Origin of the sequence: Sphingosinicella rhizophila, assembly GCF_032378825.1 — a bacterium.
Taxonomy (GTDB): domain Bacteria; phylum Pseudomonadota; class Alphaproteobacteria; order Sphingomonadales; family Sphingomonadaceae; genus Allosphingosinicella; species Allosphingosinicella rhizophila.
The window spans coordinates 245,233-264,682 of sequence record NZ_JAVUPU010000001.1 but is presented as its reverse complement, the minus strand read 5'-3'; the positions used below and the strand labels follow the sequence as shown (position 1 = coordinate 264,682).

Here is a 19,450-nt window from a genome sequence, read left to right as displayed (position 1 = left end):
TTCAGCCTTCCGCACTCTCCGACGCCGGAGCCGGCGTGCTGCCTTGCTTGATGTCGCCGCGCGTGTCGCGACGTTCGGCAATACGGGCTGCTTTGCCGGTGCGGCCACGCAGATAGTAAAGCTTGGCACGACGGACGGCGCCGCGGCGGACGACCTCGATCGTCTCGATATTGGGCGAATAAAGCGGAAAGACGCGCTCGACCCCTTCGCCGAAGCTGATCTTGCGGACCGTGAAGGAGGAGCCCAGGCCGCGATTGGCGCGGGCGATGCAGACGCCTTCATAATTCTGGACGCGGGTGCGTTCGCCTTCGACGACGCGCACACCGACGCGAACGGTGTCGCCCGGGCGGAACTCGGGGATGGCCTTGGTCTGGTTGAACTGCTCGATGGCTTCAGCCTCGAGCTGCTGGATGAGATTCATGTCCGGTCGCTCTCTTCTTCGTGCCGCGCGCCAGAGGGCGGTTGCCTGGTCGCGTCCCCATGACGCTCCATCAGGTCCGGCCGCCTTGACCGTGTATCTGTCTCCGCCCTTTGCTTTCGCCAGGCGGCGATCTTCGCATGATCCCCCGATCGCAGCACTTCAGGGATCGTGCGCCCTTCCCACATTTGCGGTCGGGTATAATGCGGATATTCAAGAAGGCCGCTTTCGAAGCTTTCCTCCTCACCGCTCGTGGTCGCGCCCATTACGCCGGGGAGCAGCCGAATGCAAGCATCGAGGAGGACGAGCGCGGCGGTTTCCCCTCCCGAAAGCACGAAGTCCCCGATAGAGACCGGCAGGATCGGACGCGCCTCGAACAGCCTTTCATCCATGCCTTCGAAACGGCCGCAAAGGATCGAGACTCCCTGACCTGCTGCAAGATCGCGCACCATTGCCTGGGTGAGCGGCGCACCGCGCGGCGTCATGGCGAGCAACGGCAGTCCCGGTCGCCGCGCCAGCACATCGTCCACGCATGCCGCCAGCACATCGACCCGCATCACCATGCCGGCGCCGCCGCCAGCAGGCGTGTCATCGACGGACCGATGCTTGTCGGCCGCGAAATCGCGGATCTGGACCGCCTCCAGCGACCAGATATCCTGCGACAGGGCGCGTCCGGCAAGGCTGTGCCCCAGCGGTCCTGGGAACATGTCCGGATAGAGGGTCAAGACGGATGCGTGCCAGCTCATGGGAACTCGGGACACCTCCTAGACGCTTCGCCTCGATGAACGAAACCCATTTCGACCGATCCGAGCCGGATCATGACTGTCTTGTCGTCGGCGGCGGTCCCGCCGGCCTGACGGCTGCCATCTATCTGGCGCGCTTCCACCTTTCCTTGAAATTGGTCGACGCCGGAAAAAGCCGCGCAGGCCTCATTCCCCGCACCCTCAATCATGCGGGTTTCCCGGATGGCATTTCCGGCAAGGCATTGATCGAAAGAATGACACGCCAGGCACGGAAATTCGGAGCGTCGATTGTGACGGCCAAGGTCACACGGCTGGATCGCCTCGACCACGGCTTTCGCGTGGAGTGGGGTCAAGGCGCCGTCACCGCGCGAACCGTGCTTCTTGCCACCGGGGTGACCAACCGCCGACCCTCCATGGATCCCGAACTCCATGACGAGGCTCTTGCCCGCGGCCTCATTCGCTATTGCCCGATCTGCGACGGTTATGAAGTGACGGACCGGCATGTCGGCGTGATCGGGAGCGACGGGCATGGCGTGGCGGAGGCGGTCTTCCTGCGGGGTTACACACCGCATGTGACGTTGATCGCACCGGATGCGGCGCTGCGACTTGGCGCGGAGGATCAGGCGAAGCTCGATCGATGCGGCATCGAGACGATCGACGGACCTTGCCATGCGGTCGCGGTGGAAGGGGATTGCATCCTTGTCGAAACGGCGAGGGGGGTGCGCAGTTTCGACAGCCTCTACCCGGCGCTGGGATCCGATTCCCATACCGAGCTTGCCGAACAGGCCGGCGCCAAATTATCCTCGGAAAGTGGCTGCATCCTGGTTGATGCACATCAGCGTACCAGCATTCCTGGCCTCTATGCCGCCGGCGATGTCGTCATCGGCCTCGACCAGATCAGCCACGCAATGGGCGAAGGCGGCGTCGCCGCCACTACGATCCGCAACGATCTTGCCGAACGACGCCCGCTGTTGCGCTGATCCCGCCTGGATCAGGCCAGGAAAAGGGGGTCTACGACGATCCGGGCGTCGACAAGATCGGCCATGCCCGATCGGAAGGGGACCATGAACCTCTTTCCTCCTGACGCTTCGACCTCGATAATGTCCCCAGCGCCGAAATTCTCGACGGCGACGACGTTCCCGAGCGGCTCGCCATTCTTGCTCTCGCACGGCAGACCGATCAGGTCCGCATGATAATATTCGCCTTCCTCCAAGGGAGGGAGCGCGGATCTGGGCACGCTGAGCACGGTGCCGCGCAGCGCCTCGGCGGCGTCGCGGTCCCTGATCTCGCCGAAGCGGGCGATGGGAGCGCCGCCGCCGCCCTTGACCGAAGTCAAGGTCAGCTGGCGCTTCCCGGCCCACAAGAGCTTGTGGCGAGACAGGCTTTCGATACTGTCGGCAAAAAGCTTCAGCCGCACCTCGCCGCTTATGCCGTGGGCACCGGCGACGGCAGCGAGGGCGACTTGCTTTTCGGTCAAGCTTATTCCGCCTTCTCGGCACCCTCGGCGGGGGCCGCATCTTCGGCGCCTTCGGCGGGCGCGTCGGCAGAAGCGCCTTCGTTGGCGGCTTCGTCGGCAGGCGCTGCTTCACCCTCCTCGGCCGGCTCGGATTCCGGGGCGGCTTCCGTTGCTGCGGGCGTGTCCTGGGCGGGCGCTTCTTCACTGACGGCTTCGTCGGAAGGCGCTTCGTCCGCTACGGCCTCTTCAGCGACCGGGGTGGCTTCCTCAATAGCTTCTGCGGCGACGTCGATCGTTTCTTCCTCGGCGGCGGCCTCTTCGGCCTGAGGTGCAGCGGCCTCGGCTTCGCGGGTGGCGCGCTCTTCGGCACGTTCCTTCGCCTTTTCGCCCGGCTCGCCCTTCTTCGGGTTGGAACGCGCACTGCGCTCGAGAAGGCCTGCCTGGTCGAGGAAGCGATGGACTCGGTCCGACGGTTTCGCGCCGACCGACAGCCAATGACGTGCGCGATCGAGATCGAGCTTGACCCGCTCGTCGCTGTCCTTGGGCAGCAGCGGATTGTAGCTGCCGATCCGTTCGATGAATTTGCCGTCGCGCGAATTGCGCGCGTCGGTCACCACGATCTTGTAATAAGGGCGCTTCTTCGCGCCACCCCGAGAAAGCCTGATTGCAACGGCCATTTAATAGTCCTTTCTGAGTGATATGATTATTTCTTGATAAATTTGTCGAATCCGGGAGGCAGGTTGAATGGAGATCCCGCCCCATTTCCCGGTCCAGGCAATCCAGGCAGTCCCGCCGGAGGCGGAGCGCCGCCGCTAAGCTGGCCCATGCCGCCCAACCCGCCGCCGCCAAACAGGGCGCCCAGCTTGCCGAGCCCTCCCATTTTCCTGATCTTCTTCATGGCGCCGGCCATTTCCTGGTGCATCTTGAGGAGCTTGTTCACCTCCTGCACCGTAGTTCCCGAGCCCTTGGCCACGCGGATCTTTCGCTTTGCGTTCATCAGTTCCGGGCGGCTGCGCTCCTTGGGCGTCATCGACCCGATCACCGCGTCCATGTGGATCAGGATCTTGTTGTCCATGTCCTTTACGGCCCCCTGCACCTTCTTCATGCCGGGAAGCATCCCTGCGAGTGCGCCCAGGCCGCCCATGCGCTGCATCTGCATGAGCTGATTGCGCAGGTCGTTGAGATCGAACTGACCCTTGGCGAGTTTGCGGGCCATCGCCTCGGCTTCTTCGGCCTTGATCGTCTCGCCCGCCCGTTCGACCAGGCTAACGACGTCGCCCATGCCGAGGATGCGGCCGGCCACGCGGTCAGGGTGAAAGCCTTCGAGTGCGTCGATCCCCTCGCCCATGCCGGCAAATTTGATCGGCTTGCCGGTAATGGCGCGCATCGACAGGGCGGCGCCGCCGCGTGCATCGCCGTCCAGGCGGGTGAGGACCACGCCGGTCACCGCCACCTGCTCGGAGAAGCTCTTGGCGACGTTGACCGCGTCCTGTCCGGTCAATGCATCGACGACAAGCAGGATTTCTTCAGGATCGGCGACTTCGGCCACCGCTTTCATCTCGTCCATCAATCCCTGATCGACGTGGAGGCGTCCGGCCGTGTCCAGCAGCAGGATATCGAAACCTTGGAGCTTGGCCGATTGCAGCGCGCGACGCGCGATGTCGACCGGCTGCTGGCCCTGTACGACGGGAAGCGTCGCGACATCCGCCTGGCGGCCGAGGATGGCGAGCTGCTCCTGCGCCGCTGGCCGGTTCACGTCCAGCGACGCCATCATGACCTTTTTGCGGTCTTTTTCGGTGAGGCGCTTGGCGAGCTTGGCCGTGGTCGTCGTTTTGCCGGAGCCCTGGAGCCCCACCATCATGATCACCGCCGGGGGCGTGACCTCGATATTGAGTTCCGACGCGTCGGCGCCGAGCATCTCGACCAAGGCATCATGGACGATCTTGACGACCTGCTGGCCCGGGGTGACCGATTTCAGCACCTGCTGGCCTACTGCCTGCTCGGTCACTTTGTCGGTGAATTCGCGGACGACCGGCAGCGCTACGTCGGCTTCGAGCAAGGCGATGCGCACTTCGCGCATTGCCGCGCGAACCTCGGTCTCGTTGAGAGCGCCGCGGCCGCGCAAGCGGTCGAAGACACTGCCCAACCGGTCGCTCAGACTCTCGAACATCCTGTCGCTTCCTCTTCGTCGTCAAACGCAAAAGCGCCGGCGGGCGAATACTCGCCGGCCAGCGTGCGTCCTTGGACGCTGTCAGTTACCCGTCATCCGGATATGGGCCGCATAGCGGCGCGAATCAGCAATGGCAAGACGCACACCGCGCACCGCTTCGGGCCGTCGCGATCCTTGGCGGAGCCAATCCCGGCTCAGGCCGGGATGGACGCGATCAATCCTCGCCCAACAACTTTCCCAGGCCGCGGCGAAGGGGCGACGCCTTCTTGCGGCGCGGCTGCGCTTCCTCTGGACTATTGCTCTCCGACCGACGGTCGTCGCCGCGCATCATCGCTTCCATATCCATGCCGAGCATGCCCATATAGGTGGACTTGGTGCGCACCTTCACGGTCCAGTCCGGACGCCAGGAGGCAGGCGCCTTGGCTGGGCGAACCGGATGGCTGAAATCCGATATGTTGCCGAAGGCGATCACGCTCAGCATCGATTGCGGCGCGGCGGCGGCGACTTCGGCCGGGACCGTGCAGCGATCTGCGGTGGCGGGCAGAAGTACCTTCTGCTGGACGAGGCGTGCGATCTCGGCCTCAGGCAGGTAATCCATCATCATCGCCGCCATCTGTGCCTCGCTGGAGCTCCACATCACGAAGTCGCCATTCTGGCCCGAGCCCATGGTAGAGGCGAACCAGGCGCGCGCGCCGGTCACCGGGCTCCACGTTACGGGAACCGCGCCCGAGGCAGCGGCGCTATTGGACGTCAGCCTGACCGGGTCGAGATAGTCCTGCCCGGGCGCGATGGTGAATCGGATTTCCGGCGTGTAATTGCCGCGCACCACATGTTCCCCGACAAGCGAGCCGTTGGCCGGGACCCGGGTTTCGGACTTCTGGTTGGGCCATTCGCCATAGGTCGTGCTGGTCGACGAGGATGGCGGGCTCATCGTGCGGATATTCGCGTTCGCAAAGGCGGGTGGGACCTTGCCGGAGGTCAGGGCGGCGAAGTCGATGACTACCGGTTGGTTGGGTCGCGCCCGATCGCCACAGCCCCAATAGATCAGCATGCGCCCCTTGGGCTTTTCCATGTTGGCGGGCCAGGGGCCCTCATGAGTTCCACGTTCGACGCGGGGCGTCATCAACGGCAGACTCGGGCCGGCCCGTAGCCCGGCCGGCGGAAGGTGTTCGGCGTTCGCTTCGCCGGCGGGCTTCCTGGGGCTGCCGAGCTGGAGCTGGAGATTGTGAACATAGGATTCCTGGTTCCGTCCCGACAAGGCGGCAAGAACTCCCCCGGCACTGGCGGCGGAGGCCATCCCGGCCATGCCGGAGCTGGTATCGGCCGAAACCCAATAATTGGCTGTTCCGCCGGGGGCCTGTTGCGCCTGGGCAAGACCGAACAGACCGCCGCACAGTGCCATCGCAGCGGTCGCGCCCATCATCATTCGAAAGCTTTTCATCCGAACCCCCTGTCAATGACAGGAACTATACTGGACGGCCAAGGCTTCGCCAAGCGGACAGTGCAGGCAATGCGCAGGCACGCAGGCGGAATTGCGGCCTGCCTTGGCGGCGGCGAAGCCGGCCTGATCCGGGCATCTCCACTTGCCGACATCCCGCTCCGGAGATCAGGACCGTTGCGGATACCCGGCATGAACCCTAGATGACGCGGCGATGAAGGTTCCGTTCCAAAAGATGCATGGCCTTGGTAACGACTTCGTCATCCTGGATGGGCGGGATACGTTTCTCCGGATGGACGGAGGGAGGGCGCGTGCGCTGGCCGATCGGAAGACCGGGATCGGCTGCGATCAGCTCGTCGTGCTCGAGCGCTCCGAATTGGCCGACGTTCGGATGCGCATCTGGAATGCGGATGGCGGCGAGGTGGAATCCTGCGGCAACGTGTCGCGTTGCGTCGCCCTGCTGCTGGGCGGCAACCATCGGATCGAAACCAAAGGCGGGATCATCGTCGCATCCGTCGATGGCGACGACGCGATTGTCGACATGGGAGTTCCCAGCTTCGCCTGGCAGGATATTCCGCTAGCTTATGCCATGGATACCGCCGCCATGCCGGTCGGATGGGAGAGCCTGCAAAATCCATTCGCAGTCAATGTCGGCAATCCGCATATCATCTTCTTCGTGGATGATGTGGAAGCGGTGGAATTGGATCGCCTTGGTCCGCTGATCGAGCGGGATCCGCTCTTTCCAGATCGAATCAATGTCAATGTGGCGTCCATCGGCGATGGTTTCGTCCGGTTGCGGGTGTGGGAGCGCGGCGCCGGCCTCACCAGGGCCTGCGGAACCGGCGCCTGCGCGACGGCAGTCGCCGCCATCAGCCGCAAGCTGATGAACGGTCCGGTCGAGGTGCGCCTGCCCGGCGGCGCCCTGACGATAGAATGGGCCCAGGGGACTTCCATCCGGATGCGCGGTCCCGGCACATTCGTCTTCGAAGGCATGATCGATCTGGAGTCGCTGGTTTGAACGGTCCCGAGGTCATCACTTTGGGTTGCAGGCTCAACGCTGCGGAAAGCGAAGCAATGCGATTGCTCGCCGGACATCAGGACGATCTCGTCATCGTCAACAGCTGTGCCGTCACCAACGAAGCTGTCCGCCAGACCCGGCAGGCGATCCGCAAGGCCAAGCGTCGGCGACCCGATGCACGGATCATGGTCACGGGTTGCGCTGCCCAGATCGATCCGGACGCGTTCGCGGCCATGCCGGAAGTCGCCCGCGTCTTCGGCAATCTGGAGAAGTTCAGTCCCGCCAGTTTCCTCGCCGACCGGCCCGACGTCCAGGTTTCGGACATCATGGCGGTCCGCAAGACGGCCCCTCACCTTGTCACCGGCTTTTCCGAGCGTTCACGTGCTTTCGTGGAGGTCCAGAACGGTTGCGATCATCGATGTACTTTCTGCATCATCCCTTACGGGCGCGGCAATAGTCGCTCGGTGCCGGCCGGCCTGGTGGTGGACAAAGTCAAGGCACTGGTCGCCGAGGGGTTTCGCGAAATTGTTCTGACGGGCGTCGACGTTACGAGCTACGGCCCCGACCTGCCCGGAGCGCCTAATTTGGGTCAGCTCGTGGAGCGGATCCTCCACCATGTGCCCGATCTTCCCAGACTCCGCCTTTCCTCGCTCGACAGCGTAGAGGTGGACGAACGGCTCGAGGAAATCATCACGAGCGAGCCGCGTTTCATGCCGCACCTCCACATGAGCTTCCAGGCGGGCGACGACATGATCCTCAAGCGCATGAAACGTCGACACAGCCGCGCCCAGGCCATCGCCACGATCGCCCGTCTCAAGGCGAAGCGTCCGGAGATTGCGATCGGTGCCGATCTTATCGCCGGCTTCCCCACCGAAGACGAGGATATGGCGGCGCGCAGCCTCGCCCTCATCGACGAATGCGACATCGTGATGGGCCACATCTTTCCATTCTCTCCCAAGAAAGGCACGCCGGCAGCCCGGATGCCTCAGGTGCGGCCGGAAATCGTCAGGGAGCGCGCGCGGCGGCTTCGCGAGGCCACGGCATGCAGGCGAGCGGCCTGGCTGCAGTCTCTAATCGGGACTGGCCAGAGCGTCCTGGTGGAGCGGGAAGACGGCACAGGCCATGGTGAAAGCTTTGCTCCTGTCAGGGTCCCGGGCGGAACGGTTGGCGAAATTGTGGAGGCGCGTGTCACGCATTGCGTGGACGGCGTGCTGCTTGCGGTGATGCCGTGAATGATGCCCCTTGGCTCGACCGATTGCGCGCGGGATTCCGGAAGACCTCCGATCGGCTCGGGGACAATCTTACGGGGTTGTTCACCAAAGCGGCGCTCGACGGCGAAACGCTGGACGAGATAGAGGAAGCTCTGATCGCCTCCGATCTAGGCCCAGCCACGGCGGCCAAGGTTCGGACCCGGCTCGCAGCAGAGCGCTTCGAACGCGGCCTCACCGAAGAAGCTGCGCGCGAGATCGTGGCGCAAGAGCTGGAGAAGATCCTGGCACCGGTGGCGCAGCCGCTGGAGATAGACGCATTTCCTCGGCCGCAAGTGATCTTGGTGGTGGGAGTCAATGGATCGGGCAAGACGACGACCATCGCCAAGCTCGCCCATCTGCTGGTCGAGCAGGATTATGGCGTCCTGCTCGCCGCTGGCGATACGTTCCGCGCCGCCGCAATCGAACAGCTACGGATCTGGGCGGACCGCGTTGGCGTACAGGTCATTTCCGGACCGGAAGGCGGTGACAGCTCGGCCGTCGTCTTCGATGGCGTGAAGAAGGCGACGGCCGAAGGGATCGACGTTCTCATCGTCGACACGGCCGGCCGCCTTCAGAACAAGAAGGGTCTTATGGATGAGCTCGCCAAGATTCGGCGCGTCCTGGGACGTCTCAACCCGGCAGCGCCGCACAACGTCGTGCTGGTGCTCGACGCCACGACCGGCCAGAACGGCCTCAACCAGATCGAGGTTTTCCAGGAAGTCGCCGGCGTGACCGGCCTCGTCATGACCAAGCTGGATGGGACGGCGCGTGGCGGTGTGCTGGTCGCGGCCGCGGAACAATATGGTCTTCCTATCCATGCCGTCGGAGTCGGTGAGGGCATGGATGACTTGCGGCCGTTCGATGCGCGTGAGGCAGCGCGGGCCATAGCCGGAGCCAAGGAGTGAGTGTGGACGTGAAGGAAGAGGCAAACGAGCCGGGCGCTGGCGCCAAGCTGTTGATCGATCTCGGGCCGCTGGTCGTGTTCTTCGCGGTCAATGCCTGGCGTGGCATCTTTTCCGCGACCGCCGCCTTCATGATCGCGATCATAATCGCGATGGGCATTTCCCGGCTGAGATATCGCCACATTTCGCCGATGCTCTGGTTCTCTGCCGTGATGGTACTCGTGTTCGGTAGCATCACCCTCTATTTTCACAACGAAACGTTCATCAAGCTCAAGCCGACCATCTATTACGCCATGATCGCGGCGGTGCTGACCTTCGGCCTCTTCACGCGGCGCAATTTCCTCAAGATGCTGCTCGGAACGACCTATCCCGGCCTCAACGAAGAAGGATGGCGTCTGCTCGCCCGCAATTGGGCACTTTTCTTCGCCGTCATGGCCGCCGTCAACGAAGCCGTGTGGCGAACGACCAGCACCGATTTCTGGATCGGATTCAAATTGTGGGGATTCCTGCCCGCGACCTTCCTTTTCGCTATTGCCAATGTGCCGATGCTGGCTCGTCACGGCATGCAGATCGGCGAGAGCAAGGAAGAACCTCCCATTCCACCGTCGCAATAGAGGGTCTCATGTCACCAGTCATACAGATTGCCGGTCTCGGCAAGCGCTATGCGTCGGGTCATCGGGCCCTGAAGAATATCGATCTTGAGATACGCAAAGGGGAAATCTTCGCCCTGTTGGGCCCCAACGGCGCCGGCAAGACGACCCTGATCAGCATCGTCTGCGGGATCGTCACGCCAAGCGAGGGCACGGTTCAGGCCGACGGTCATGACATTCAGACCGATTATCGAGAGGCGCGCGCCAAGATCGGGCTCGTCCCGCAGGAACTGACGACGGATGCATTCGAAACGGTCCTGGCTACGGTGACGTTCAGCCGCGGCCTCTACGGAAAGCCGCCAAATCCCGCCTTCGTGGAAAAGGTGCTTCGCGACCTGTCGCTATGGGACAAGCGCAAATCGAAGATCATGGAGCTTTCCGGCGGCATGAAGCGGCGGATGATGATCGCCAAGGCGCTGAGCCACGAACCGGAAATCCTGTTTCTCGACGAACCGACCGCCGGTGTCGACGTCGAGCTGAGGCGCGACATGTGGCGCCTCGTCCGCAGCCTCAGGGACAATGGCGTCACCATCATCCTGACCACCCATTATATCGAGGAGGCCGAGGATATGGCCGATCGGATCGGGGTGATCATCCAGGGCGAGTTGATCCTGGTCGAGGAAAAAGCGAGTCTGATGAAGAAGCTCGGCAAGAAGCAGCTGACGCTCAACCTCGCCGAGCCGATGTCCGAGATTCCGTCCGTGCTCGGCGAGTGGTCTCTGGAGCTAAAGGACGAGGGCAACGAGCTCCTCTACGTTTTCGATGCCAATGCCGAACGTACCGGCATCCCTTCGCTGCTCCGGCAGATGAGCGATCTCGGCATCGCCTTCAAGGATTTGAATACCGAGCAAAGCTCGCTGGAGGACATCTTCGTCAGTCTTATCAGCGAGAGGAGGGAATCATGAGCGTTGCCGCCTTCAACCGCCACGGCGTCTGGGCGATCTACAGGTTCGAAATGGCGCGGGCGATGCGAACCTTGTGGCAGAGCGTGGTCACGCCGGTCATTACCACCTCGCTCTATTTCATCGTTTTCGGCGCCGCCATCGGCCAGCGCATGACGGAGGTGGATGGCGTACCCTACGGCGCGTTCATCGTACCCGGGTTGATCATGCTTTCCTTGTTCACGCAGAGCATCTTCAATGCGTCGTTCGGCATCTATTTTCCGAAGTTCACCGGCACCATCTACGAACTTCTCTCTGCCCCGGTCTCTTCGCTTGAGATCGTGCTGGCTTATGTCGGCGCAGCAGCCACCAAATCGATCATTCTCGGACTGATCATCCTCGCCACGGCCGCTTTGTTCGTTCCGCTCCAGATTCTTCATCCGGTCTGGATGATCGCCTTCCTGCTCTTGACCGCGACGACCTTCAGCTTGTTCGGGTTCATCATCGGCGTCTGGGCAAACGGGTTCGAGCAGCTTCAGATCATCCCGATGTTGATCATCACTCCCCTCACCTTCCTTGGCGGGGCTTTCTACTCGATCGACATGTTACCTGAGACCTGGCGAACGATCACCCTGTTCAATCCCGTCGTCTATCTGATCAGTGGCTTTCGATGGAGCTTTTACGGAAGCGCGGACGTCGGCGTCGCCGTCAGCCTGGGCATGACGCTGGCTTTCTTCTTCATCTGCCTCGGCGTCGTCGTCTGGATCTTCAAGACCGGCTATCGCCTGAAGAGTTGAGGCCGGAACGCTGTGGGCGACAGCACTCGCCGGCTGCCGCCCACCTTGCGACGACGCTCCGTTAGCCTTCCTGATCGGCGCGGGCGATGCCATTGCCATCGAGGTTGCCGGCGACGAACTCCCAATTGATGATGTTGCCGAGTACCGCTTCGGCAAAACCCGGGCGATCGTTGCGATAGTCGACGTAATAAGCATGTTCCCAGACGTCGAGTGTCAGGAGCGGTTTCATCCCCTCGTGGACGACCGGAGTGTCGGCGTCGTGAAGCGACGTGATCTTCAGTTGATCCCGATCGAGCACGAGCCAAGCCCAGCCGCTTGCGAAATGGCCGACCGCCTCCTCCTTCAGCTTGGCCAGCATCGCGTCTGTCGACCCGAAGCTGTCGTCGATCGCCTGGGCGAGCAGGCCGGATGGTTTCTGCCCCTGGGGCGGTGCGAGGCATTGCCAGAAGAAGCTGTGGTTCCAAATCTGGCCGCTATTGTTGAACAGTCCCTTGTCATCGCGCTCGCGCGCGCCTCGGATCACTTCGACCAGCGAGGCTCCCGCCAAGCCCTTTTCCTCCAACATCTTGTTGGTTTTTTCGACATAGGCGCGGTGGTGCTTGCCATGATGATAATCAAGCGTTTCGGCGGACATATGGTCGCCAAGCGCATCTTTCGGGAATGGCAGATCGGGCAGTGTGAAGGGCATTTCTTTCTCCTCTGAGGCGCAGCTAGGCTCTCGCGACGGGAGATGCAGCCTTTTCCGCCGATGGTTGCGACGAACCGAGTGGTTCAGCCCACCAATTGGTGTCGCTTCATGGCGTGACGCAACTGGTCGTAGCTGAGCTGGAGCGCGGCCGCGGCCGCCCGCTGGTTCCAGCGGCACCGTTCAAGGGCGGCCGAAAGAATTGCCTTCTCATATTCGGCCACGGCGAGACGGAAATCGGCGCAATCCGTCGGATCATAAGCCGAGACCACCGCATCGCCGGACTCTGGCTGAACGATTTCGAGGGCCTGCCCACCTTTCTTCTCGATAGGCAGCCATGGTGACTCGAATGGGTCGAATTGGACCGAATCGATCGGGTTTTGCGGATCCTCCCATCGATAGACGGCCCGTTCGATCACGTTTCGCAGCTCACGGACATTGCCGGGCCATGTGTAGGAGAGCAGCCGGTTCGCCGCATTGGCGCTGAAACCGGGCCAATCCGGCCAATCGAGCTCGAGCCCCATCCGCCGCCCGAAATGGTCGGCTAGGATCGGGATGTCGCTGCTGCGATGGCGTAGCGGGGGCAAGGTGATGACCTCGAACGAAAGGCGATCGAGGAGGTCGGCGCGAAACCGCTCTTGCTCGACCAGTTTGGGCAGATGTTCGTTGGTGGCCGCAACGATGCGAACATCGACCTGGACCGGCCGAGATGCGCCGATACGGGTCACCTCGCCATATTCCACAGCCCGCAACAGTCGATCCTGGGCCGGGCTCGACAGTGTCGCCAGCTCGTCGAGGAACAAGGTACCCCCATGGGCTTCCTCGAATCGCCCTGCCCGCGCCTTTGTCGCGCCTGTGAAAGCGCCCGCTTCATGACCGAAAAGCTCCGCCTCGATCAGTGTTTCGGGAAGCGCGGCGCAATTGAGAACCACGAAAGGCCCGTCCCAGCGCCCGGAGAGGTGGTGAAGCCGTTCGGCGATAAGCTCCTTGCCGGTCCCCCGCTCGCCGATCACAAGCACCGGGCGGTCGAGCGGTGCAGCGCGGCTGGCGCGCTCGACGGCATCCAGGAAGGAGGAGGACTGTCCGACAAGCTGGGTGTTGCGTTCCATTGCCATTTGTTGGGACTATTCGCCACCTTTTCGCAAGAGCAAAGTGCGTGAAGCCAATCGGACCGAGGGAAAAATGGTGATTTTCCGCCAGGAATGAGATTTGGCACGGCTCTTGTAATACATTTGGCATATGGTCCCGAAAGGGACATGTTGAAGGAATGGGAGTTGAATATGTCCGCTGTCGAGATGGTCAAACAGAAGGTGTTTGCGGGCCTTGGTGCTGTGGTTCTGAGTGCCGCGACGGTCTTGGCCGCGGCCGCGCCGGCAGGTGCGATCGAAACTGCGCCGCGATATGCAGCGAGCCAAGCCGCTGATCGGGCGCAAGCTTGATCCTGCGGCCCGCTTGGAGGAAGATCGGCCGCCTGGGCCGCCGCCCCCGGTGACTAATTAGGAGTTTGGAATGGGCATATTTTCACGCACGCGCGACATCATTGCGGCGAACATGGCGGATCTTTTGGACAAGGCCGAAGATCCCGCGAAGATGATCAGGATGATCATCCTGGAAATGGAGGAGACGCTCGTCGAGGTGCGTGCGTCCGCTGCACGAAGCATCGCGGATCAAAAGGAAATGCGCCGCCAGATCGGCAAGCTTGAGCGTTTGCAGGATAGCTGGACGGAAAAGGCGGAACTGGCCCTGTCGAAGGATCGCGAGGATCTGGCCAAGGCGGCCCTCGTCGAAAAGCAGAAAGCCGGCGACCTTGCCGATGGCTTGAAGGCGGAGATAGGGGTGCTGGACGATGCGCTTCGGGCATCCGAAGCGGACATCGCCAAGCTTCAGGGCAAGTTGCGGGAAGCGCGTTCGCGCCAGAATGCGATCCAGAACCGGCTGGAGAGCGCGCAGAACCGCGCCCGGATGCGGGAAATGTATGCGGGGCCAAAGGTCGACGAGGCGTTTTCGCGCTTCGACGTGCTGGAACGGCACGCGGACCTGGCCGAGGGCGCGGCCGATGCGCTGACATTGGGTGCCCCGCCAAAGTCGCTGGAAGAAGAAATCGCGGAGCTTCGCAATGCCGAAAAGGTGGAAGCCGAACTCGAAGCGCTGAAGGCGAAACGCAGCGCCGGACAGGAGGGCTGAGACGATGGAAGAGGCACTGATCGTAATCCCCATCATGGGGATCCTTTTCATCGGCTTGCCCTGGATGATTTTCCACTACATCACCAAATGGAAGAGCCAGGCGACGCTCACGACCGAAGACGAGAATCTCTTGGATGAGCTTCATGATCTCGCTCGTCGGCTCGACGATCGCATGTGCTCGATCGAGCGCATCATGACCGCCGAGAACCCGAACTGGCGGAGCCTTGCTTGCGACCCTGCCAGTACTGGCATCGAAGACAGCCCGATCGCCGGCGGTCGCATCAGCAACCAGCCGGTCGAGAGGATCGGCCGATGACCCCGCGCCATACCAAATTCTACCTCGACAAGAGGAACGGCAAGTGGATGGGCGTCTGCGCCGGGATCGCCGACTATACCGGTCTCGACGTCACCTTGATTCGCGTCGGGGTCGTGCTTCTTACCCTCCTTGGCCAGGGTTCGCCTGTCATCGCTTATCTGGTTGCGGGATTCATGGCGCCCAAAAAGCCCCGCGAGCTCATCGAGGAAAGCGCCGAGCAGACGAAATTCTGGCAAGGCGTCCGCGCCTCTCCTACTCGCACAGTTCGCGATGTCCGTTCACGCTTTCGCGATATCGACCGCCGTCTGGCCGACGTCGAAACCTATGTGACCAGCACCAACAGCCGACTGTCCCGCGAGATCGAGCAGCTGCGCTGAGCCTGTTCGGCGGTGCGGGGATTGAAAGTTTGGAGACCGACCGTGGAAATATTTCTTCAGATCATAATAGGGGTCGTCGTCATCGTCGCGGTGTCCGTCGGTGGCTGGGTCCTGAATACCTGGCTCAAGATGAAGCACGGCTATCCGCTCGAGACACATGGCCAGGCCATCTATCCGAAAGCCGGCGACGAGGCGATGGAACGGATCAAGCTGCTGACGACTGAAAACGGCCAGTTGCGCGCCGAGCTCGGCGCGATGAAGGACCGACTGGTGAATGTCGAGCGGATCGTGACGGACGATAGCCACCGGTTGACCCAGGAGATCGAGTCTCTCCGCATGCCGAAGAATTGACGGGCGAGGCGAGCGAACATGCTTTGCAGGGAGCGCCGCCCGTGTCGATTCGGATCGTGAGTTGGATTATGGCGGCGCCGGATCCAGAAATGCATTGCTGCTGAAGGAGGAAGCCGAATTATGGAGAAATTACCCGTGGGCATAGACCTTATCATGCAGCTTGGACCAATCATCGCAATCGTCGTCGCCGTCGGGGTAGTCGGCTGGATCTTCACGACCTGGCTAAGGGTCAAGCATGGCTATCCGCTCGATGGGGCATGGGGCCAGGCGATCTATCCGAAGACGAGTGACGAGGCGATGGAAAGGATCAAGCTGCTCACGACGGAAAACGGGCAATTGCGTGCAGAACTGGGCTCGATCAAGGACCGGCTCGCAAATGTGGAACGGATCGTGACGGATGACAGCCACCGCTTGACCCAGGAAATCGAGACCCTCCGGATGCCGAAAAACTGACGGTCGCGTCCGGTCAGGAGACGGCTTGAAGAACAGGAGCAGGGAATGAATCCGTTTGAAATGGTGGCGTTCATCGTGGTCGCGGTGATGGTCGCGAGTGTCTTCAGGGCGAAATATCACAACAAGGCGAGCAAGCGCAGCGCCGCCGACGACCCCGAGACCCAAAAGATGCGCGATGAGCTTCAGATATTGCGCGACAGGGTGGCCGTGCTTGAACGTATAGCGACCGACAAGGAGATTGGTCTCGAACGCGAAATCGAACGGCTTCGGGACAGCTGAAAGACCGGACGATGACCGACCCGAGCTTTTTCGCCATCCTTTCCGCTGGTTTCCTCGCCTTGGCCCTCGTCAGCGCTGCAGGGTTGAGAGCCTGGCGAGACTGGCTCTCTCTGAAACGCCTCGAAATCGCGAGCCATAGCCACCAGACGCCCTCATCGGCGTCAAGGATCGATCTTGCAGATCTCAAAGAACGAGTTGGTAAGCTGGAGGCAATCGCAAGCGGCGACGACGTTTAAGGTTCGCGCTCGATTATGACCATTTTCCCGCGCGCCGGACCGAAGTGCCACCCGACCAGGCCAAAAAAGTCCTAATGCTTTTCCGGCTGCCCTTGCTCTGGTAGCGCGCGGCAATGGCCTTTCAATCCCTCGCCGACGTCCAGTCCGATTTTGAGCTGCTCGAGGCGGACGATCGCTACCGTCTCCTGATAGATCTCGGGCGCTCGCTCGAACCAATGCCGGACGCTCTAAAGAGCGACGCCACTCTGGTGCGGGGCTGTTCCGCTTCGGTCTGGGTCTATCCAACGCCGGCGGTCGACGGCACACTCCATTTTCTCGCGGACAGCAATGCGGCGATAACCAAAGGGATTGTCGCGCTGGTGCTGCTGGCGGTTCAGGATCGGACGCCCGAAGCGATCTTGGCTGCCGACATCGAGGCAGCTCTGGCGCCCTTCGATCTCCGGAACCAGCTCAGTTCCAACCGCACTCAGGGCATTCCGAACATGATCGCCCTGATACGGGAGACCGCGGCACGGCTACGAAAATGAGTCCGATCGATCCGCGCACGTCGAAGAATTTCGATCCCCGGCTTTTTTTCTCTTATGCACGGGAGCTCGGTCACGGCGGTGCCTTGGGCATCGACTATGTCGCTCACGGCCCCGACTGGGTCGAACTTGGTCTCGACTATGATGAACGGCTGATAGGGGTCGTTGCCACTGGAATCATCGCGTCCGGCCCCATCATCAGCCTGATGGACATGGCTACCAGCATGGCGATCTGGGTGAAGATAAATCGGTTTCGCCCCCAGGCGACGCTCGATCTTCGGATAGACTATCTGCGCCCGGCGGTCCCGGGGAGGAAGATCGTCGGTCGCGGCGAATGTTATCGCATCACGACCCACGTCGGTTTCGTCCGCGGCCTTGCCCACGATGGCGACCGGAACGATCCCGTGGCCCATGTCTCAGGAACCTTCATGTTCACCGACGCCGGTTGATTTCCCTTCGCGCGAAGAGCTTCAGCCTCAAACGAACAGGCTTTAGGGCGAAAGCCCGTTTCGCCGTTCCTCGGCCTTGCAGAGAATTTCATAGGCGGCTTGGACCGCCTGGAAGCGTGTGGCGGCTTCGGCATCACCGGGAGCGGCATCCGGATGGTTGGCCTTGGCCAGCCGTCGATAGGCGCTCTTGATCTCTTCGAAATCGGGATCGCCTTCGATCTCGAGCACGTCCAAAGCCCGCATTTCGTCGCGGCTGCGATTGCCGTCCCCGGGGCCGCCCCAGCCATAATATTTGGACTGGTTGAAGCCGCCGGCGTCCCGTTGCTCGTCGGCTTCCCGGGCGGCGGCTTCCTCCGCCGACAGGCCGTCAAAATAATTCCACGTCCGATTATATTCCGCGGCATGGCGCTCGCAAAAATGCCAGCGTTCCGGTCGGTTCGGGGATTTGGGGGCGGGATGATTGCCCGGTTCTTCGCACCCGTGCCGGTCGCAGGTCCTGACCGGCGCGGCTTCGCGATTGCCGCCATAGCTGCGCCAGCGCGGGAAACCCCAATCATTGGAACGTGTCGATCGTGCCATAAGAGCCGCCAACTATCTCCCATGCCTCGTAGCGGGAAGGAAAAAATGCCAGAGGGTCTATAAGCCGGGTTCTGTCCGGCAGGGCGGCCTTGCGGTCGCTCCGCCTGTGCGGCCATTCCTCTAGGAGACGGATTGCTCCGTCCCTCAAGCAACCAACCCGGACGACCGGGGCGGAAATTCCCCATATGCCGTCCCTATTCGGTCTTGCTCCCGGTGGGGTTTACCATGCCGGCTGCCGTTGCCGGAGCCGCGGTGCGCTCTTACCGCACCCTTTCACTGTCACGCCTCCGAAGATTTTGGGCCGAAGCCCGGCGCGACCTGCTTTCTGTTGCACTGTCCCTGGGGTCGCCCCCGCCGGGCGTTACCCGGCACCGCTTTTCCGTGGAGCCCGGACTTTCCTCGTTCCGCCGAAGCGAAACGCGGCCGCCCGACCCTCTGGCCCTTCCGATCTAGTCATCCCCTTGTGGTTTGGGAAGGAGCAAAGCCAGTAAAATGGCGCGGCATTCGCCATCGATGGCGCCGTCGATAAGTTCCGGACGAAAGCGACGCTGAAAAGCGACGGTGGCGGCAAAGGGATCGCTTACGTCATAGCCGAACCGTTCGAGCGCCAGCAGGAAGCCGGCATCGGTCCAAAGGGGGTCGACCAGATTGCGGGTGGGCCGCGGCAGGGCGAGTCTCAGCCTGGCAAGCCTTGACCAGGGGAACAGCTCGCCGGGATCCTGCTTGCGCGCCGGGGCGATGTCGGAGTGGCCGACGATATTGCCCCGCTTGATGCCGTGGCGCTGGACGATCTGAGAGACAAGCGGAAGCAATGCGTCGACCTGCTCTTCCGGAAAAGGACGGTAGCCGAACTCATGGCCCGGATTGACGATCTCTATTCCGATGCTCGCGGAGTTGACGTCCCGGATTCCACGCCAGAATGATTTTCCGGCGTGCCAGGCCCTTTTCTCCTCCTCGACCATCCGCAATATCTGGCCATCCTCGGCAATGAGGTAATGGGCGGAGACATTGGCCTCCCCATCGGTGAGCCGCGCGATCGCGGAAGCGGCATCGACCATGCCGGTATAATGGAGGACCAGCATCGAAATGGGCAAGGCGCGCTCGTCGAAATTCGGCGATGGACAGTCGATGACGGTCATGGCCCTCTTTGCGCTCCAAAATGGCGGTCAGGTCAAGCTCATAGCTTCGGGCTGCAATAGAGCGCCATCCGATTCACCTGGTGCCGCCCTGGACCGGGACCGTTTCGGACTGGAATAAAGTCTGTTTCAGGTCATCGGTGAAAGGGCGAAGCGCT

Annotated in this window: 26 protein-coding genes, 1 other RNA gene and 1 pseudogene; 17 read left to right on the top strand and 11 right to left on the bottom strand. The window is 62.1% G+C overall.

The window, feature by feature from the left end; genetic code table 11:
* Window position 1 precedes the first annotated feature (1 nt).
* Both rplS and trmD read right to left on the bottom strand, forming a co-directional pair.
* Window positions 2-421 (bottom strand): 50S ribosomal protein L19, encoded by a 420-nt coding sequence (rplS, locus tag RQX22_RS01260; RefSeq protein WP_315722913.1) that lies wholly within the window; start codon window positions 419-421, stop codon window positions 2-4.
* Entirely contained in the window at window positions 418-1,164 is a 747-nt protein-coding gene (trmD, locus tag RQX22_RS01255; protein WP_315722911.1) for a tRNA (guanosine(37)-N1)-methyltransferase TrmD, read from the bottom strand. The genes rplS and trmD overlap by 4 nt, the downstream gene beginning before the upstream one ends.
* A 35-nt stretch (window positions 1,165-1,199) precedes the next feature.
* Here trmD and RQX22_RS01250 point away from each other — a divergent pair, with 35 nt between their 5' ends.
* Window positions 1,200-2,141: an NAD(P)/FAD-dependent oxidoreductase gene (locus tag RQX22_RS01250; RefSeq protein WP_315722910.1), complete on the top strand. Its 942-nt coding sequence runs from the start codon at window positions 1,200-1,202 to the stop codon at window positions 2,139-2,141.
* Between the two features lie 11 nt (window positions 2,142-2,152).
* On the opposite strand, the gene rimM is transcribed toward RQX22_RS01250, so the two are convergent.
* The 4 genes and pseudogenes from rimM to RQX22_RS01230 all read right to left on the bottom strand — a co-directional run bounded on the left by rimM (window position 2,153) and on the right by RQX22_RS01230 (window position 6,228).
* The gene (gene rimM / locus RQX22_RS01245) at window positions 2,153-2,638 is read right to left on the bottom strand and encodes a ribosome maturation factor RimM (protein ID WP_315722908.1); all 486 of its coding nucleotides are present in this window, start codon (window positions 2,636-2,638) and stop codon (window positions 2,153-2,155) included.
* Window positions 2,639-2,826: 188 nt separating this feature from the next.
* Window positions 2,827-3,294, bottom strand: a pseudogene (rpsP, locus tag RQX22_RS01240) (30S ribosomal protein S16); the annotation flags it as partial.
* A 26-nt stretch (window positions 3,295-3,320) separates the two neighbouring features.
* Window positions 3,321-4,787, bottom strand: coding sequence for a signal recognition particle protein (gene ffh / locus RQX22_RS01235; RefSeq protein ID WP_315722904.1), 1,467 nt, complete (start codon window positions 4,785-4,787; stop codon window positions 3,321-3,323).
* A gap of 214 nt (window positions 4,788-5,001) precedes the next feature.
* The gene (locus RQX22_RS01230; RefSeq protein ID WP_315722902.1) at window positions 5,002-6,228 is read right to left on the bottom strand and encodes a hypothetical protein; all 1,227 of its coding nucleotides are present in this window, start codon (window positions 6,226-6,228) and stop codon (window positions 5,002-5,004) included.
* A gap of 211 nt (window positions 6,229-6,439) precedes the next feature.
* On the opposite strand from RQX22_RS01230, the gene dapF reads away from it, so the two are divergent.
* From dapF to RQX22_RS01200, 6 genes are read left to right on the top strand one after another with little or no spacing between them, the layout of a single operon-like run.
* Window positions 6,440-7,243 carry a diaminopimelate epimerase gene (gene dapF / locus RQX22_RS01225; protein WP_315722900.1) on the top strand — a complete coding sequence of 268 codons (804 nt, stop codon included), beginning with the start codon at window positions 6,440-6,442 and terminating at the stop codon, window positions 7,241-7,243.
* Complete coding sequence (gene mtaB / locus RQX22_RS01220; protein WP_315722897.1) at window positions 7,240-8,475, top strand: tRNA (N(6)-L-threonylcarbamoyladenosine(37)-C(2))-methylthiotransferase MtaB; 1,236 nt, start codon at window positions 7,240-7,242, stop codon at window positions 8,473-8,475. Before dapF ends, mtaB begins: the two co-directional genes overlap by 4 nt.
* Window positions 8,472-9,398: a signal recognition particle-docking protein FtsY gene (gene ftsY, locus RQX22_RS01215; RefSeq protein WP_315722895.1), complete on the top strand. Its 927-nt coding sequence runs from the start codon at window positions 8,472-8,474 to the stop codon at window positions 9,396-9,398. The genes mtaB and ftsY overlap by 4 nt, the downstream gene beginning before the upstream one ends.
* A gap of 8 nt (window positions 9,399-9,406) precedes the next feature.
* Entirely contained in the window at window positions 9,407-10,009 is a 603-nt protein-coding gene (locus RQX22_RS01210; protein WP_315722894.1) for a septation protein A, read from the top strand.
* Window positions 10,010-10,017: 8 nt separating this feature from the next.
* Window positions 10,018-10,950: an ABC transporter ATP-binding protein gene (locus RQX22_RS01205; RefSeq protein ID WP_315722892.1), complete on the top strand. Its 933-nt coding sequence runs from the start codon at window positions 10,018-10,020 to the stop codon at window positions 10,948-10,950.
* Complete coding sequence (locus RQX22_RS01200) at window positions 10,947-11,723, top strand: ABC transporter permease (RefSeq protein ID WP_315722890.1); 777 nt, start codon at window positions 10,947-10,949, stop codon at window positions 11,721-11,723. Before RQX22_RS01205 ends, RQX22_RS01200 begins: the two co-directional genes overlap by 4 nt.
* A 61-nt stretch (window positions 11,724-11,784) precedes the next feature.
* Here the strand turns inward: RQX22_RS01200 and RQX22_RS01195 are convergent, their stop codons facing one another.
* Both RQX22_RS01195 and pspF read right to left on the bottom strand, forming a co-directional pair.
* Window positions 11,785-12,411 (bottom strand): superoxide dismutase, encoded by a 627-nt coding sequence (locus tag RQX22_RS01195; protein ID WP_315722888.1) that lies wholly within the window; start codon window positions 12,409-12,411, stop codon window positions 11,785-11,787.
* Between the two features lie 83 nt (window positions 12,412-12,494).
* Window positions 12,495-13,517, bottom strand: coding sequence for a phage shock protein operon transcriptional activator (pspF, locus tag RQX22_RS01190; protein ID WP_315722886.1), 1,023 nt, complete (start codon window positions 13,515-13,517; stop codon window positions 12,495-12,497).
* 147 nt (window positions 13,518-13,664) lie between these two features.
* Here pspF and RQX22_RS01185 point away from each other — a divergent pair, with 147 nt between their 5' ends.
* From RQX22_RS01185 to RQX22_RS01140, 10 genes are all read left to right on the top strand, one after another.
* Window positions 13,665-13,847 carry a hypothetical protein gene (locus RQX22_RS01185; protein ID WP_315722884.1) on the top strand — a complete coding sequence of 61 codons (183 nt, stop codon included), beginning with the start codon at window positions 13,665-13,667 and terminating at the stop codon, window positions 13,845-13,847.
* Between the two features lie 70 nt (window positions 13,848-13,917).
* On the top strand, window positions 13,918-14,592 hold the full coding sequence (gene pspA / locus RQX22_RS01180; protein WP_315722883.1) for a phage shock protein PspA: 675 nt from the start codon (window positions 13,918-13,920) through the stop codon (window positions 14,590-14,592).
* A gap of 4 nt (window positions 14,593-14,596) precedes the next feature.
* Window positions 14,597-14,908 (top strand): envelope stress response membrane protein PspB, encoded by a 312-nt coding sequence (gene pspB, locus RQX22_RS01175; protein WP_315722882.1) that lies wholly within the window; start codon window positions 14,597-14,599, stop codon window positions 14,906-14,908.
* Window positions 14,905-15,285, top strand: coding sequence for an envelope stress response membrane protein PspC (pspC, locus tag RQX22_RS01170; protein WP_315722880.1), 381 nt, complete (start codon window positions 14,905-14,907; stop codon window positions 15,283-15,285). The genes pspB and pspC overlap by 4 nt, the downstream gene beginning before the upstream one ends.
* Window positions 15,286-15,327: 42 nt before the next feature.
* A complete protein-coding gene (locus tag RQX22_RS01165; RefSeq protein WP_315722878.1) occupies window positions 15,328-15,636 on the top strand; it encodes a hypothetical protein in 309 nt (102 codons plus the stop codon).
* A 153-nt stretch (window positions 15,637-15,789) separates the two neighbouring features.
* A complete protein-coding gene (locus RQX22_RS01160) occupies window positions 15,790-16,089 on the top strand; it encodes a hypothetical protein (RefSeq protein WP_315723504.1) in 300 nt (99 codons plus the stop codon).
* Between the two features lie 45 nt (window positions 16,090-16,134).
* Window positions 16,135-16,368 carry a hypothetical protein gene (locus RQX22_RS01155; RefSeq protein WP_315722876.1) on the top strand — a complete coding sequence of 78 codons (234 nt, stop codon included), beginning with the start codon at window positions 16,135-16,137 and terminating at the stop codon, window positions 16,366-16,368.
* A gap of 11 nt (window positions 16,369-16,379) precedes the next feature.
* Window positions 16,380-16,604 carry a hypothetical protein gene (locus RQX22_RS01150; RefSeq protein ID WP_315722874.1) on the top strand — a complete coding sequence of 75 codons (225 nt, stop codon included), beginning with the start codon at window positions 16,380-16,382 and terminating at the stop codon, window positions 16,602-16,604.
* Window positions 16,605-16,717: 113 nt separating this feature from the next.
* Window positions 16,718-17,131 (top strand): SufE family protein, encoded by a 414-nt coding sequence (locus RQX22_RS01145; RefSeq protein ID WP_315722872.1) that lies wholly within the window; start codon window positions 16,718-16,720, stop codon window positions 17,129-17,131.
* Complete coding sequence (locus RQX22_RS01140; RefSeq protein ID WP_315722871.1) at window positions 17,128-17,577, top strand: PaaI family thioesterase; 450 nt, start codon at window positions 17,128-17,130, stop codon at window positions 17,575-17,577. Before RQX22_RS01145 ends, RQX22_RS01140 begins: the two co-directional genes overlap by 4 nt.
* A 42-nt stretch (window positions 17,578-17,619) precedes the next feature.
* Here the strand turns inward: RQX22_RS01140 and RQX22_RS01135 are convergent, their stop codons facing one another.
* From RQX22_RS01135 to RQX22_RS01125, 3 genes are all read right to left on the bottom strand, one after another.
* Window positions 17,620-18,156: a J domain-containing protein gene (locus tag RQX22_RS01135; RefSeq protein ID WP_315722869.1), complete on the bottom strand. Its 537-nt coding sequence runs from the start codon at window positions 18,154-18,156 to the stop codon at window positions 17,620-17,622.
* A 44-nt stretch (window positions 18,157-18,200) separates the two neighbouring features.
* Window positions 18,201-18,595, bottom strand: an RNA gene (rnpB, locus tag RQX22_RS01130) — RNase P RNA component class A.
* Between the two features lie 10 nt (window positions 18,596-18,605).
* Window positions 18,606-19,295, bottom strand: coding sequence for an N-acetylmuramoyl-L-alanine amidase (locus RQX22_RS01125; protein WP_315722867.1), 690 nt, complete (start codon window positions 19,293-19,295; stop codon window positions 18,606-18,608).
* Window positions 19,296-19,450 lie beyond the last annotated feature (155 nt).